Genomic DNA, 14,054 nt, shown 5'->3' on the forward strand with positions numbered 1-14,054 from the left:
ACAGCTCAAGTTCACTTTTGCAACTGTAAAGCCATGAATTGCTCTTTACCCAGCGCTTGACCAACGCGATGACCGTTCATCTGTGCTAGCATCCTTGCCTGGCTATTTCCGGGCGCGCCATTTGCCGCCTTGCCAGGTTCTTTTTGTTCACTCCAGTCACTCTGGTTCGATTATCGGTTGGCCGAAAGGCTCCTGCCGCTGTAAGGCAGGCGTTCATTATTGAGCGGCCTGGTGTTGGATCTTGTACTGGCTCATCCCAACCCACGTGACCTTTGGTAGGGGTCACCACTAGGAGAGGAGGCGCCATGCCAACTATTACTCTTCCCGACGGCAGTCAGCGTTCATTCGATCATCCGGTTTCCGTAGCCGAGGTCGCCGCATCCATTGGTGCTGGCCTGGCCAAGGCCACCGTGGCCGGCAAGGTCGACGGCAAGCTGGTTGATGCCAGCGACCTGATCACCAGCGACGCCAGCCTGCAAATCATCACGCCCAAGGATCAAGAGGGGCTGGAGATCATTCGCCACTCTTGCGCGCACTTGATTGGCCATGCGGTCAAGCAACTGTATCCAACCGCCAAGATGGTGATCGGCCCGGTCATTGAAGAAGGCTTCTATTACGACATCGCCTATGAGCGTCCTTTTACGCCGGACGACCTGGCGGCCATCGAGCAGCGCATGCACGCGCTGATCGAAAAAGATTACGACGTCATCAAGAAAGTCACCCCGCGTGCCGAAGTGATCGACGTGTTTACTGCACGTGGCGAGGACTACAAGCTGCGTCTGGTAGAAGACATGCCGGACGAGCAGGCCATGGGGCTGTACTACCACGAAGAATACGTGGATATGTGCCGTGGCCCGCACGTGCCGAACACGCGCTTTCTCAAATCGTTCAAGCTGACCAAGCTCTCCGGTGCCTACTGGCGCGGTGACGCCAAGAACGAACAGCTGCAACGGATCTACGGCACGGCCTGGGCTGACAAGAAGCAACTGGCCGCCTATATCCAGCGCATCGAAGAAGCTGAAAAACGCGACCACCGCAAGATCGGCAAGCGCCTGAACCTGTTCCACCTTCAGGAAGAAGCGCCGGGCATGGTGTTCTGGCACCCGAATGGCTGGACCCTGTACCAGGTGCTTGAGCAGTACATGCGCAAGGTGCAGCGCGAAAACGGTTACCTGGAGATCAAGACTCCCCAGGTGGTTGATCGCAGCCTGTGGGAGAAATCCGGGCACTGGGCCAACTACGCCGACAACATGTTCACCACCCAGTCGGAAAACCGCGACTACGCCATCAAGCCGATGAACTGCCCATGCCACGTGCAGGTATTCAATCAGGGCCTGAAGAGCTACCGCGAGTTGCCGATGCGCCTGGCCGAGTTCGGTGCCTGCCACCGTAACGAACCATCGGGTGCGCTGCACGGCATCATGCGGGTGCGTGGCTTCACCCAGGACGACGCCCACATCTTCTGCACCGAAGAGCAGATGCAGGCCGAGTCCGCAGCGTTCATCAAGCTGACCATGGACGTTTATCGCGATTTCGGCTTTACCGAAGTCGAGATGAAGCTGTCCACTCGTCCGGAAAAACGCGTCGGTTCCGACGAACTATGGGATCGCGCCGAAGCGGCATTGGCCGCTGCGCTTGACAGTGCGGGCCTTGCGTACGATCTGCAGCCGGGTGAGGGCGCGTTCTACGGTCCGAAGATCGAGTTCTCGCTCAAAGATTGCCTTGGCCGTGTCTGGCAGTGTGGTACCCTGCAGCTCGATTTTAACCTGCCGATCCGTCTGGGAGCCGAATACGTCTCCGAAGACAACAGCCGTAAGCACCCGGTTATGCTGCACCGGGCGATCCTCGGTTCGTTCGAACGGTTCGTCGGTATCCTGATCGAGCACTACGAGGGCGCGTTCCCTGCGTGGCTGGCTCCGACCCAGGCAGTGATCATGAATATCACTGATAAACAGGCAGATTTTGCCGCTGAAGTTGAAAAAACTCTCAACGAAAGCGGATTTCGTGCCAAGTCCGACTTGAGAAATGAAAAGATCGGCTTTAAAATCCGCGAGCATACTTTGCTCAAGGTTCCCTATCTTTTGGTTATCGGAGATCGGGAAGTCGAGATGCAGACTGTCGCTGTGCGTACTCGTGAAGGTGCTGACCTGGGCTCGATGCCCGTCGCCCAGTTCGCTGAGTTCCTCGCGCAAGCGGTTTCCCGGCGTGGTCGCCCAGATTCGGAGTAATTATTATTAAGCGTGAAATGAGACAAGATAAACGAGCTGCACCGAAAGCCCCGATCAACGAGAATATCTCGGCACGCGAGGTTCGGTTAATTGGCGCTGATGGCGAGCAGATTGGCATCGTCTCGATTGATGAAGCGCTTCGTATTGCAGAAGAGTCCAAGCTGGACCTGGTGGAAATCTCCGCCGATGCAATCCCACCTGTTTGTCGGGTGATGGACTACGGTAAATCGATCTTCGAAAAGAAGAAGCAGGTTGCCGCAGCGAAGAAGAACCAGAAGCAGATTCAAGTAAAAGAAATCAAGTTTCGTCCAGGGACGGAGGAAGGGGATTACCAGGTAAAACTGCGCAACCTGGTACGTTTCCTGAGTGATGGGGACAGGGCCAAGGTATCCTTGCGATTCCGCGGCCGTGAGATGGCCCACCAGGAGCTGGGGATGGAACTCCTCAAGCGGGTTGAAGCTGACCTGCTGGAGTACGGTTCGGTCGAACAGCATCCTAAGATGGAAGGACGCCAGCTTATTATGGTCATCGCCCCGAAAAAGAAGAAGTAATCAACAGGGCACGGCAGGCCTTCTGATTATGTTTATCAACTGAATGCGGAGTACCGAACATGCCAAAGATGAAAACTAAAAGTGGTGCTGCTAAGCGGTTTCTGAAAACTGCTAACGGCATCAAGCACAAGCACGCTTTCAAGAGCCACATCCTGACCAAAATGTCGACCAAGCGTAAGCGTCAACTGCGCGGTAGCAGCTTGCTGCATCCGTCTGACGTGGCAAAAGTCGAGCGCATGCTGCGCCTTCGTTAATTTTGGTTCAAGAATAGAGGAAGTAACTCATGGCTCGTGTAAAGCGTGGCGTCATGGCCCGTAAGCGTCACAAAAAAATTCTGAAACTTGCTAAAGGCTACTACGGCGCGCGTTCACGCGTATTCCGTGTTGCCAAGCAAGCGGTAATCAAGGCAGGCCAATACGCCTACCGTGACCGTCGTCAGAAAAAACGTCAGTTCCGCGCTCTGTGGATCGCTCGTATCAACGCCGGTGCACGTGTTAACGGTCTGTCCTACAGCCGTTTCATCGCTGGCCTGAAAAAAGCGTCCATCGAAATCGACCGTAAGGTTCTGGCTGAACTGGCCGTGAACGAAAAAGCGGTGTTTGCTGCGATTGTCGAGAAAGCTAAAGCCTCCTTGGCTTAAGTACCCCCGACAGTCACCCTGGGCTACTCCTGTGGCCCAAGGTGGTAAACGTCATAAATAGGGGAAGAGCCTTCAAGCTCTTCCCCTATTTTGTATCTGGAGTCTGTACATGGAAAACCTGGACGCGCTCGTCGCCCAAGCCCTTGAGGCTGTGCAAAGCGCTGAAGATGTAAATGCCCTGGAGCAAATCCGGGTTCACTACCTTGGCAAGAAAGGTGAATTGACTCAGGTGATGAAGACCCTGGGAAATCTGCCCGCTGAAGAGCGTCCGCAAGTCGGTGCGCTGATCAACGTCGCCAAGGAGCGTGTCACAGAGGTTCTCAATGCGCGCAAGGCGTCGCTCGAGGAGGCCGATCTTGCGGCCAAGCTCGCCGCCGAGTCCATTGACGTGACCTTGCCTGGTCGTGGCCAGGCGTCGGGCGGTCTGCATCCGATCACCCGGACTCTGGAACGTATCGAACAGTTCTTCACCCACATCGGCTACGGCATTGCCGAAGGCCCTGAGGTCGAAGACGACTACCACAACTTCGAGGCGCTCAACATCCCAGGCCATCACCCGGCCCGGTCGATGCACGACACCTTCTATTTCAACGCCAACATGCTGCTGCGCACCCATACCTCGCCGGTACAGGTCCGCACCATGGAAGCGAACAAGCCGCCGATCCGCATTGTCTGCCCAGGCCGTGTGTACCGTAGCGACTCGGATATCACCCATTCGCCGATGTTCCACCAGGTCGAAGGCCTGCTGGTTGATCGCGATATCAATTTCGCCGACCTCAAAGGCACCATCGAAGAGTTCCTGCGGGTGTTCTTCGAAAAAGAGTTGGCGGTACGTTTCCGTCCTTCGTTCTTCCCGTTCACCGAGCCATCCGCTGAAGTCGACATGGAATGCGTGATGTGCAGCGGTAAAGGCTGCCGTGTGTGCAAGCAGACCGGCTGGCTGGAAGTGATGGGCTGCGGCATGGTTCACCCCAACGTGCTGCGCATGTCCGGGATCGATCCAGAAGAGTTCTCGGGCTTTGCCTTCGGCATGGGCGTTGAGCGTCTGGCCATGCTGCGTTACGGCGTGAACGACTTGCGTCTGTTCTTCGACAACGACTTGCGGTTCCTCGCGCAATTTCGCTAGTCGTAACGAATCTTTAGGAGAGCAGGATGAAATTCAGTGAACAATGGCTGCGTGGCTGGGTAAGCCCGCAGGTAGATCGCGACGAGCTGGTTGCTCGCCTGTCGATGGCCGGTCTTGAGGTCGATAGCGTTACGCCGGCCGCCGGTGTTTTCAGTGGTGTGGTGGTGGGCGAGGTGTTGAGCACCGAGCAGCACGCGGATGCCGACAAATTGCGTGTGTGCCAGGTCAGCAACGGTTCGGAAACCTTTCAGGTCGTGTGCGGAGCGCCTAATGTGCGCCCGGGCCTGAAGATCCCGTTCGCTATGATCGGTGCCCAGTTGCCGGGCGACTTCAAGATCAAGAAGGCCAAGCTGCGTGGCGTTGAATCCAACGGCATGCTGTGCTCCCAGGCCGAGCTGCAAGTGGGTGAGGGCAATGATGGCCTGATGGAGCTGCCGGCCGACGCGCCAGTGGGTCAGGACATCCGTGTTTACCTGGAACTCGAAGACGCCAGCATCGAGGTCGACCTGACCCCCAACCGCGGCGACTGCCTGTCCCTGGCTGGCCTGGCCCGTGAAGTGGGCGCGCTGTACAACGCACCTGTCACTCGTCCAGTGGTCGCTGCCGTACCGGCGGTACACGACGAAGTGCGCTCGATTGAGGTACTGGCACCAAACGCCTGCCCGCGTTACCTGGGGCGTGTGATCCGTAACGTGGACCTGTCCAAGCCAACGCCGCTGTGGATGGTTGAGCGCCTGCGTCGTGCCGATGTACGCAGCATCGACGCCGCCGTCGACATCACCAACTACGTGATGCTGGAACTCGGCCAGCCGTTGCATGCGTTTGATCTTGCCGAAATCAATGGCGGCATCCGCGTGCGTATGGCCGAAGAAGGCGAGAAGCTGGTGCTGCTCGATGGCCAGGAAGTCAGCCTGCGTGCCGACACTCTGGTCATCGCCGACCACGCTCGCGCCCTGGCAATTGCCGGCGTGATGGGTGGTGAGCACAGCGGTGTATCCGCGACCACCCGTGACGTATTCCTTGAAAGCGCGTTCTTCGACCAGATCGCGATCGCTGGCAAGGCTCGTTCCTACGGCCTGCACACCGATGCGTCGCACCGCTACGAGCGTGGCGTGGACTGGAAACTCGCCCGTGAAGCCATGGAGCGCGCTACCGGCCTGCTGCTGGAAATCACCGGTGGTGAAGCCGGCCCGATTACCGAAACTGTCAACGAACAGTACCTGCCGTCGATTGCACCGATTACCTTGCGTGCCAAAAGCGTTGAGCAGATGCTTGGCCTGGTCATCGAGCCGGCTGAAATCGAGCAACTGCTGTCTGCGCTCGGCCTGGGTATTTCCGCGGGTGGGGAAGGGCAGTGGCAGGTTGCAGTACCTAGCCATCGCTTCGACATCAGCCTGGAAGTCGACCTGATCGAAGAGCTAGCGCGCCTGTACGGTTACAACCGCCTGCCGGTTCGCTATCCGCAAGCACGCCTGGCACCGCAACCCAAGGCCGAAGCGCGTGCGCACCTGCCTGAACTGCGCCGCCTGCTGGTGGCCCGTGGTTATCAGGAAGCTGTGACCTATAGCTTCATCGATCCAAAGCAGTTCGAACTGTTCAACCCCGGTGTTGAACCGTTGCTGCTGGCCAACCCGATCTCCAACGATATGGCTGCCATGCGTTCGTCGCTGTGGCCGGGCCTGGTAAAGGCACTTTCCCACAACCTGAACCGCCAGCAAGACCGCGTGCGTCTGTTCGAAAGCGGCTTGCGTTTCGTCGGCCAGCTCGATGGCTTGAAGCAAGAGCCGATGCTGGCGGGTGTTGTCTGCGGCAGCCGTCTGCCGGAAGGCTGGGCGCAAGGCCGTGAGGTCGTGGACTTCTTCGACGTCAAGGCAGACGTGGAAGCGGTGCTGGGCTTTGCCGGTGCGCTGGACGCCTTTACGTTTGTATCGGGCAGCCACCCTGCCTTGCACCCAGGCCAGACTGCACGTATCGAGCGTGGAGGTCGCCTGGTGGGCTTCGTCGGCGCCATTCACCCGGAACTGTCGAAAACCCTGGGTCTGGACCGTCCAGTCTTCGTGTTTGAGCTAGTCTTGGCTGAAGTTGCGTCGGGCAAGATGCCTAAATTCAGCGAGTTGTCGCGCTTCCCTGAAGTGCGTCGCGACCTGGCCTTGATCGCCGACCGCGAAGTCGCTGCCACTGCGGTTCTGGATGTAATCCGTGAAAATGCAGGGGAATGGCTGACAGACCTCAGGCTATTTGACGTCTATCAGGGTAAAGGCATTGATCCGCATAGAAAAAGCCTTGCAGTTGGCTTGACCTGGCAGCATCCATCGCGCACTCTTAATGACGATGAGGTGAATACCACGACGCAAAATATCCTCACCTCGCTCGAACAAAGGTTGAACGCCACGTTAAGGAAGTGACGTATGGGGGCTTTGACGAAAGCTGAGATGGCGGAACGTCTGTACGAAGAGTTGGGTCTGAACAAGCGCGAGGCCAAGGAATTGGTCGAGCTGTTTTTTGAAGAGATCAGGCACGCTCTGGAGGACAACGAACAGGTCAAATTGTCCGGTTTCGGCAATTTTGACCTGCGAGATAAACGCCAGCGGCCTGGCCGCAATCCAAAAACGGGAGAAGAAATCCCGATCACGGCTCGCCGTGTGGTCACCTTTCGTCCAGGGCAGAAGTTGAAGGCCCGAGTTGAGGCTTATGCTGGAACCAAGTCATAACGACGAGCTACCCGTCATCCCAGGCAAGCGCTACTTCACCATCGGTGAAGTCAGCGAGTTGTGTGCGGTAAAACCGCACGTGCTGCGCTATTGGGAGCAGGAGTTTCCTCAACTCAACCCCGTCAAACGCACCGGGAACCGTCGGTATTATCAGCGCCAGGACGTGCTGATGATCCGACAGATCCGCGCGTTGCTGTACGACCAAGGGTTCACCATCAGCGGCGCACGCCAGCGTATGTCCGGTGACGAAGCCAAAGACGACACCACTCAATACAAGCAACTGATCCGCCAAATGATCTCCGAATTGGAAGATGTACTGGTGGTGCTGAAAAAATGATTCAAGCTTTAAAAATACTTCCACATTTCAAAAGCTTGCGGTATATTCCGGTTCGCTTCGTTAAGAAGCGAACCCAGTAACACGCCTAGTCGGGGCGTAGCGCAGTCCGGTAGCGCACTAGCATGGGGTGCTAGGGGTCGAGTGTTCGAATCACTCCGTCCCGACCATTATTCCTGAGTAAAATCAGACACTTGAGCCGATCAGCTAGATCGGCTTTTTTGTGCCTGCGCAAAAACTTGCACAAAAACTACCCGGTGATCTCAATGATATTCAGGTCCAGTATTGCCTCGGACCAGATGATTCTTCGTTGGTCTCCCTGGGAGCTTTCAGTCATTCCGCCATTGCGTTCATTAGGCTCGGCCTAAGCAGGCTCTCAGTGATCCCTGATGTTCGATAATCTGGGCTTTCGTCTCTTCCCTCCGATCATCCGCTAAGCGAAAGTAATCATTACGAGCCAGGGTCGCCTCAAGTTTCGCGATGGTCTGTTGTATGGCGATGCACGGGTCGTTCCTAGAGAGCTGCCTCTGGAGTCGATCAGACGTTATGGTGTAATGCTCGATCGTTGCGTATGCAGTGCCGAGTTGTTTATCGACCTCTACCAGTTTATTTTCCGCTGCCGTGAGTTTCGATTTCACTAAGTTGAGTTCTTTCGACAGTTCATCTCTGGTGTCCGAAAGCTTACGGTTTTGCTCTCGATACTCATCAATTCTTAAGCTTTGCTGCTTAACAGTAGCTTTGACGTTACCGAATTCCATGAGTTGGTAGCCCGCACCACCGAGCAGTGTGAGGGCAGGCACCAATACCGCGATTACTGTGCCCGCTTTAGCCCACCCGCTTCTCGGATGTACTTGTTCATTATGTTCTTTCGGCATTTTCACGCTCAGCTTTGTGAATGAGATGAGATCCGACTGCCTTATCTTAGCGGACGTCCGAGAATCGAACGCCATGGTTCGGCCGAAACCTTTATATGAGTTCCTTCAGGATTCAGCAATGACAATGGGCTCGGACCTTATCTGGGGAGTGTCGCCAGGCCGGGTATCTGTCTTTCAGCCGCCAATGGTGACTGTGTAACCTTCTGCCTGAAAGGCAAGATAGAATCCCTCGCATCAAAAACAAAGGAGGGTCGCGGATGTTCAGTCACATCACTGTTGGAACAAATGATCTTGATCAGGCTGCCGCTTTTTACGACGCTGTACTGATCCCGCTGGGGCTGTGTCGCCGCACCGTAACTCCTGATGGTGGACCGACGTCGGCATGCTGGGTCAAGCCAGATAGCGCTCTTCCTCGCTTTTATGTGTACAGCCCTTATGATCGCAACGAAGCCAGGGCAGGGAATGGCAGCATGGTCGCTTTCTCGGCTCCCTCTCCAGATGCGGTAGACGTTGCCTATACCGCCGGGCTTCATGCGGGCGGATCGGATGAGGGAATGCCCGGCTTACGTCCGCAGTATGGTGAAGGTTACTACGGCGCATACTTGCGTGATCCAGATGGCAATAAGGTACATGTTGTTCATCGTGGAGATTTGTAAGTTCGGCACATTCTGGCTTGTACGGGGTGTTTGCGGCAGTGCCGTTCTGGCTGCCGTCTTACCTGGGGCTTCATGATCGCGTCTTCTTGAAACGGCTGACCGGGCGCACCAAACCAAGGTTTTCGCGCAGTGTGGTGCCGGTATATTCGCGCCGAAATAAACCGCGCCGCTGTAACTCGGGAACCACCCAGCGGGCAAAATCCTCCAGCCCGCCCGGCAAGTGCGGCACCAGAATATTGAAGCCATCCGCCGCACCTTCTTCGAACCAGCGCTGCAGTTCATCGGCGATCTGCAGCGGCGTGCCGATCACGCTGTAATGACCGCGGCCACCGGCAATGCGTCGGCCCAGTTGCGCCAGTGTCAGCTGTTCACGCTGGGCCAGTTCACTCAGCAGTTGCTGGCGGCTGCGTTGACCGCTGTCGGTCAAGGGTAGCTGCGGCAGCGGCCCATCCAGGGGGTAGCCGGACAGGTCGAAATTACCCAGCATGCGCCCCAGCAACGCCACCCCCACCTTGGGTTCGACCAGCGCCTGGAACGCTTCGAATTTGGCCTGGGCCAAGGCTTCGGTTTGCCCCACCACCACAAACACGCCCGGCATGATTTTCAGCGAATCGGCCTCGCGCCCGTATTGGCCCAGGCGAGCTTTGAGGTCGCTGTAGAAGGCCTGCGCGTCGGCCAGTGAGGTCTGCGCGGTAAACACCACTTCGGCGGTCTGCGCGGCCAGTTCACGGCCGGTTTCCGAGGAGCCAGCCTGCACGATCACTGGCTGGCCCTGGGGCGAGCGCGCCACGTTCAGGGGGCCTTTGACCTGGAAGTGTTCGCCCACATGGTCCAGCACATGGCGTTTACTTGGCTCGTAATAGCGCCCGCTGGCCTTGTCGCGCACGAAGGCGTCTTCGTCCCAGCTGTCCCACAGCCCCGTCACCACCTGATGAAATTCCCGTGCGCGGCTGTAGCGTTCGGCGTGACCCAGGTGCTCGTCACGACCAAAATTCAGCGCCTCGGCCGCGTTATCCGACGTCACCAGGTTCCACCCTGCGCGGCCGCCGGAGAGGTGATCCAGCGAGGCGAATTTGCGCGCTACATGGTACGGCTCGTTGTAGCTGGTGGTGGCGGTGGCGATCAAGCCGATATGCTCGGTCACGGCACTGAGGGCCGAAAGCAGGGTGAGCGGCTCGAAATGATCCGAACGCGCCATCTGGCTGGCGACCTCACCGGTGGCGGCGGCGATGCTGTCGGCCACGAACAGTGCGTCGAACTTCGCCGCTTCCGCCACCCGTGCCAAATGCTTGTAGTGGGCGAAGTCCAGGCCAGCATTCGCCGGTACGTCGGGGTGGCGCCAGGCGGCCACGTGGTGCCCGGTAGCCATCAGGAAGGCGCCGAGTTTGAGTTGACGGCTCATGCTAGAAATCCTTGCGCAGTTGCACGCCGAAGTAACGCTCATCGTCACGAGGCACGGCGCGGTAGATGTAGTTGCCGCCGCTGGCTAGCAGCGGTGAGTAGGATTTGTCGGCGAGGTTCTTCGCCAACAGCGCCACGCGCCAGCCATTGGTGTAGTCGGCCAGGGCCACGCTGGCGTTCCAGATGCCGTAGGCGCCTTGTTTGGTGTTCAGGTTCTGGCTGATGTCGTATTGCACTTCGCTCTGCCAGCTGTAGTCAGTGCCCAGTTCGATATCCAGGCCGTTATCCAGAGGGATGCTGTAGTCGGCGCGCACGTAGCTTTTCCAGTCCGGGCTGAACGGCAGTGGCTTGCCATTGACGTTGCAGGTCGCCGCCGCGCCTGGCGGGCACGCGAACTGATCGATGCGCGCCCGGGTATAGGCCAGGGCGCCGGAGAGCTTGAGTTGCTGGGTGGCTTGCAACGCGTAATCGAGCTCGACGCCTTCGGTGCTGACGCTGCCAGCGTTGATCAGGCGTGTCACGACTTGGCCGGCGACGGTGTCGAAAAAGTTGGCCTGGTAGTTGTCGTAGTCACTGTGGAACACCGCCAGGTTGGTGGTCAGGCGGTTGTTCCAGGCAGTGGCCTTGATTCCGGCTTCCCAGGTATTGGAAGTCTCCGGCTTGAGCGCGTCAGTGTCGCGCGGCTGCATGTTGAAGAACACGTTATAGGCCGGGCCTTTGTAGCCGCGCGAGTAAGTGAGGTAGCTGGTCACGGTGTCGCTGATGTCGTACTGCACGCCCAGCCGCCCGGACCAACCGTCCTCGTCTACCGAACCGGAACTCGATGTCGCCGGTTGAATGCCGCTGACGGTAGTGGCAGAGGTGGACACGCGGCGATGGTCGTACTTCAAGTCGTCATGGGTGTAACGCAACCCGGCGATGCCGCGAAAGCGCGAGGTGAAGTTGAGCGTGGTCTCGCCGAACACCGCGTAGCTGTCGCTGGTGGTGCTGTAGTCGGCAATGCCTCTATCGACCCGCGTCGTGGTGGTGAGGGTGCGCTGATAGGTCTCCTCATCCTTGCCATGCATGTAGAACAGGCCGCCGACGTACTCCAGGAACTCGTCTTTGGGCGAGGCCAGGCGCAGCTCCTGGGAGTATTGGTCGAACGCCAGGTCGCCCTTGTCAGCGGTGCCGGGGAATGCGGCGGTGACCGTGCCGAGACGGTCGCCATCCTGATATTGAATGTTGTCCCAGCCGCGCCAGGCGGTGATCGAGGTGAGGGTGTAGTCGCCCAGGTTCCAGTCCAACTGTGCCGACAGGCCCTTGTTGGTGTCTTGCACATGGCTGCGGGTATCGGTGTTGATATCGCGGTTGTCGCTTGAGGCGCGCACCGGCCTCAAGGCATTGCTGAACGCCGGGTTCAGGGACTTGCTGACCACACCATTGGGCGCGTCATTGTGGGACTGCATGTAATCGGCGATCAGGGTCAGCTTCACGTCGTCGTTGGGCGTGAACTCCAGCTTGCCGCGAACGCCCTTGTGGTTGTAGCCATTGACCTCCTGACCGTTATGGCGGTTGTCGACGTTGCCGTCGTAGCTGCCGAACAAGGTGCTGATCGAGCCTTTGAGTACCTCCGGTACCAGGCTGCCGCCGATGCCGAAGCGCGTGCGGCTTTCATTGCCGCTGTAGAACGACTGATCGATAAACCCGTGGGTCTGGGCCGTCGGCGCCTTGCTGGTGATATTCAGCACGCCGGCCGAGGCGTTCTTGCCGAACAGCGTGCCTTGCGGGCCGCGCAGTACTTCGATGCGCTCAAGGTCCAGCAGGTCGAGGGTGGCCTGGCCGGGGCGTGCATAGACCACGCCGTCGATCACCGTGGCCACAGTGGGCTCCACCCCAGGCGAGGTAGAAATGGTGCCCACGCCGCGCACGAACAATGAGGTGTCCTTGTTCGAAGCACCGGTGCGAAAGTTCAGCGATGGCACCTGCTGCGCGATGCTCGCCACCCCGTTGCGATTGTCACGCTCCAGTTGCTCGCCATCGAGCACCGAGACGGCCACCGGGACTTTTTGCAGCGATTCTTCGCGGCGGGTAGCGGTGACTGTCACGGATTGGAGCGTGGGTTCCTGCTCATCAGCCGCAACAGCGCCGCAGACGGGCAAGGCGCTGAGGCCGGCCAGAAGCAACAAATGGGTGTGCCGTGGAAAGTTATGCATGCTGTGCCCGCTCGAAAAAATACCCTGGTCCGCTGCGGTTCTGCGACCGTCAGCGCCTGTGAACATGTCTTGGGCATTCGCTCGAGCGAGTAGCAGACAGCGCGCTTTGTTAGCGCTAACATCGGCATTATTGAAGCGGGCCGTTTAGAGCGTCAAATACTAAAAAATTAGTTTTATATTCCTTTTTTATAGGGCTATTTCGTGAGCGAACACCCACCGCGCAAACGCCGGGGCGCCGGACGCGTCACCCTGAACACCGTGGCACGCCAGGCCGGGGTGTCGGCCATTACCGTGTCGCGTTACTTCAACCAACCTGAACAGGTCTCGCCCGAGCGCCGCGAGCGTATCGCCGAGGTGGTGGCGCAATTGGGGTATGTGCCCAATCTGGTGGCCGGTGGCTTGGCCTCTGCGCGAGGCAAAATCGTCGCGATGGTGATTCCGAATATCTCGGGGCCGATTTTTGCCAATACGCTGCAGGGCTTCAGCGACACCCTCAGTCGTCACGGTTACCAGCTGTTGTTGGCCTCCAGCTATTTCAGCATCGAACAGGAAGAAAGCGCGGTGCGTGCCTTTCTCGGCTGGTCGCCGGCAGCGCTGGTGCTGACCAGCCGCTTTCACAGCCCTGGCACCGAGAAGATGATCGCCGAGGCAGATATACCGATCGTCGAAACCTGGGACTACGTGCCAGAACGCGCGCCGTTGCAAGTGGGTTTTTCTCATTATGAAGTGGGCGTCACCGCCGCTCGCTACTTGCATGGCAAAGGCTATCGGCGCATCGCCTTCGTACAAAACAGTGCAGTGGGCGACTTCAGCGCATTGGAGCGGCGCGATGGGTTTACCGCGACCCTCTCCGAGTTGGGTGTGCAGCCGTGGGTCTTTGTGCCGGACGCCGACCGTGCGCCCTTCGAAGCTGGCAAGCAGGCCATGGACGCGCTGATGGGGCAGACGATCACGCCCGACGCGATTTTCTTCGCCAACGATAACCTCGCCGCCGGTGGTTTGCTGGCCGGTCAACGCGCCGGGCTGAGCATTCCCCAGGACTGCGCCGTATTGGGATTTGGCGACTACCCGTTTGCCCATATGTTGCTGCCCAGCCTCAGCACCCTCCAGCCACCCGCGTTGGAGATTGGTGTACTCGCTGCCACACGCGTCCTGCAAAGTCTGGGCGTATTAGCCACCGATGAGGAAGTTGAGCGCTTGAATCTTTTGCACTGTCAGTTAATTGAAAGAGAGAGCACCTGAATGACCCGTCGTTATGGCTAATTGCAACTAGTGGCTATTGGCTGCTAACGCTCTAAATCAGTGCATTTGGCAATGTTTTGTATTTAATTACCCCC

General features: G+C 58.1%; 13 protein-coding genes and 1 tRNA gene. 11 read left to right on the forward strand and 3 right to left on the reverse strand.

Annotated elements, in window-relative coordinates:
• Positions 1-305: 305 nt before the first annotated feature.
• The 9 genes from thrS (at position 306) to ACTJLA_RS12845 (ending at position 7,760) form a co-directional block, all read left to right on the forward strand.
• On the forward strand, positions 306-2,228 hold the full coding sequence (gene thrS, locus ACTJLA_RS12805; protein WP_003192490.1) for a threonine--tRNA ligase: 1,923 nt from the start codon (positions 306-308) through the stop codon (positions 2,226-2,228).
• A complete protein-coding gene (gene infC / locus ACTJLA_RS12810; protein ID WP_015884933.1) occupies positions 2,228-2,779 on the forward strand; it encodes a translation initiation factor IF-3 in 552 nt (183 codons plus the stop codon). Before thrS ends, infC begins: the two co-directional genes overlap by 1 nt.
• 59 nt (positions 2,780-2,838) lie before the next feature.
• Positions 2,839-3,033, forward strand: coding sequence for a 50S ribosomal protein L35 (rpmI, locus tag ACTJLA_RS12815; RefSeq protein WP_002553160.1), 195 nt, complete (start codon positions 2,839-2,841; stop codon positions 3,031-3,033).
• 29 nt (positions 3,034-3,062) lie between these two features.
• Positions 3,063-3,419, forward strand: coding sequence for a 50S ribosomal protein L20 (gene rplT / locus ACTJLA_RS12820; protein WP_003192488.1), 357 nt, complete (start codon positions 3,063-3,065; stop codon positions 3,417-3,419).
• Between the two features lie 109 nt (positions 3,420-3,528).
• The gene (gene pheS / locus ACTJLA_RS12825) at positions 3,529-4,545 is read left to right on the forward strand and encodes a phenylalanine--tRNA ligase subunit alpha (protein WP_003192486.1); all 1,017 of its coding nucleotides are present in this window, start codon (positions 3,529-3,531) and stop codon (positions 4,543-4,545) included.
• A gap of 26 nt (positions 4,546-4,571) precedes the next feature.
• The gene (gene pheT / locus ACTJLA_RS12830; RefSeq protein ID WP_314550470.1) at positions 4,572-6,950 is read left to right on the forward strand and encodes a phenylalanine--tRNA ligase subunit beta; all 2,379 of its coding nucleotides are present in this window, start codon (positions 4,572-4,574) and stop codon (positions 6,948-6,950) included.
• 3 nt (positions 6,951-6,953) lie between these two features.
• Positions 6,954-7,256: an integration host factor subunit alpha gene (gene ihfA, locus ACTJLA_RS12835; protein WP_002553164.1), complete on the forward strand. Its 303-nt coding sequence runs from the start codon at positions 6,954-6,956 to the stop codon at positions 7,254-7,256.
• Positions 7,237-7,593, forward strand: coding sequence for a MerR family transcriptional regulator (locus tag ACTJLA_RS12840; protein ID WP_003174972.1), 357 nt, complete (start codon positions 7,237-7,239; stop codon positions 7,591-7,593). Before ihfA ends, ACTJLA_RS12840 begins: the two co-directional genes overlap by 20 nt.
• Before the next feature lie 90 nt (positions 7,594-7,683).
• Positions 7,684-7,760 (forward strand) — tRNA-Pro (locus tag ACTJLA_RS12845).
• A 183-nt stretch (positions 7,761-7,943) separates the two neighbouring features.
• Here ACTJLA_RS12845 and ACTJLA_RS12850 read toward each other — a convergent pair.
• On the reverse strand, positions 7,944-8,465 hold the full coding sequence (locus ACTJLA_RS12850; RefSeq protein WP_125919826.1) for a hypothetical protein: 522 nt from the start codon (positions 8,463-8,465) through the stop codon (positions 7,944-7,946).
• Between the two features lie 257 nt (positions 8,466-8,722).
• Between ACTJLA_RS12850 and ACTJLA_RS12855 the strand changes: the two genes are divergently transcribed.
• A complete protein-coding gene (locus ACTJLA_RS12855) occupies positions 8,723-9,121 on the forward strand; it encodes a VOC family protein (protein ID WP_072446255.1) in 399 nt (132 codons plus the stop codon).
• 70 nt (positions 9,122-9,191) lie between these two features.
• On the opposite strand, the gene ACTJLA_RS12860 is transcribed toward ACTJLA_RS12855, so the two are convergent.
• Together ACTJLA_RS12860 and ACTJLA_RS12865 are read right to left on the reverse strand one after the other, a co-directional pair.
• Positions 9,192-10,523, reverse strand: a complete 1,332-nt coding sequence (locus ACTJLA_RS12860) for an LLM class flavin-dependent oxidoreductase (protein WP_314550467.1) — start codon at positions 10,521-10,523, stop codon at positions 9,192-9,194.
• Between the two features lies 1 nt (position 10,524).
• Complete coding sequence (locus ACTJLA_RS12865) at positions 10,525-12,717, reverse strand: TonB-dependent receptor (protein ID WP_054917556.1); 2,193 nt, start codon at positions 12,715-12,717, stop codon at positions 10,525-10,527.
• Between the two features lie 201 nt (positions 12,718-12,918).
• Between ACTJLA_RS12865 and ACTJLA_RS12870 the strand changes: the two genes are divergently transcribed.
• A complete protein-coding gene (locus ACTJLA_RS12870) occupies positions 12,919-13,959 on the forward strand; it encodes a LacI family DNA-binding transcriptional regulator (protein ID WP_236454865.1) in 1,041 nt (346 codons plus the stop codon).
• The last annotated feature ends 95 nt before the right edge of the window (positions 13,960-14,054 follow it).

Origin of the sequence: Pseudomonas sp. 22072, assembly GCF_052046095.1 — a bacterium.
Lineage (GTDB): Bacteria > Pseudomonadota > Gammaproteobacteria > Pseudomonadales > Pseudomonadaceae > Aquipseudomonas > Aquipseudomonas paracarnis.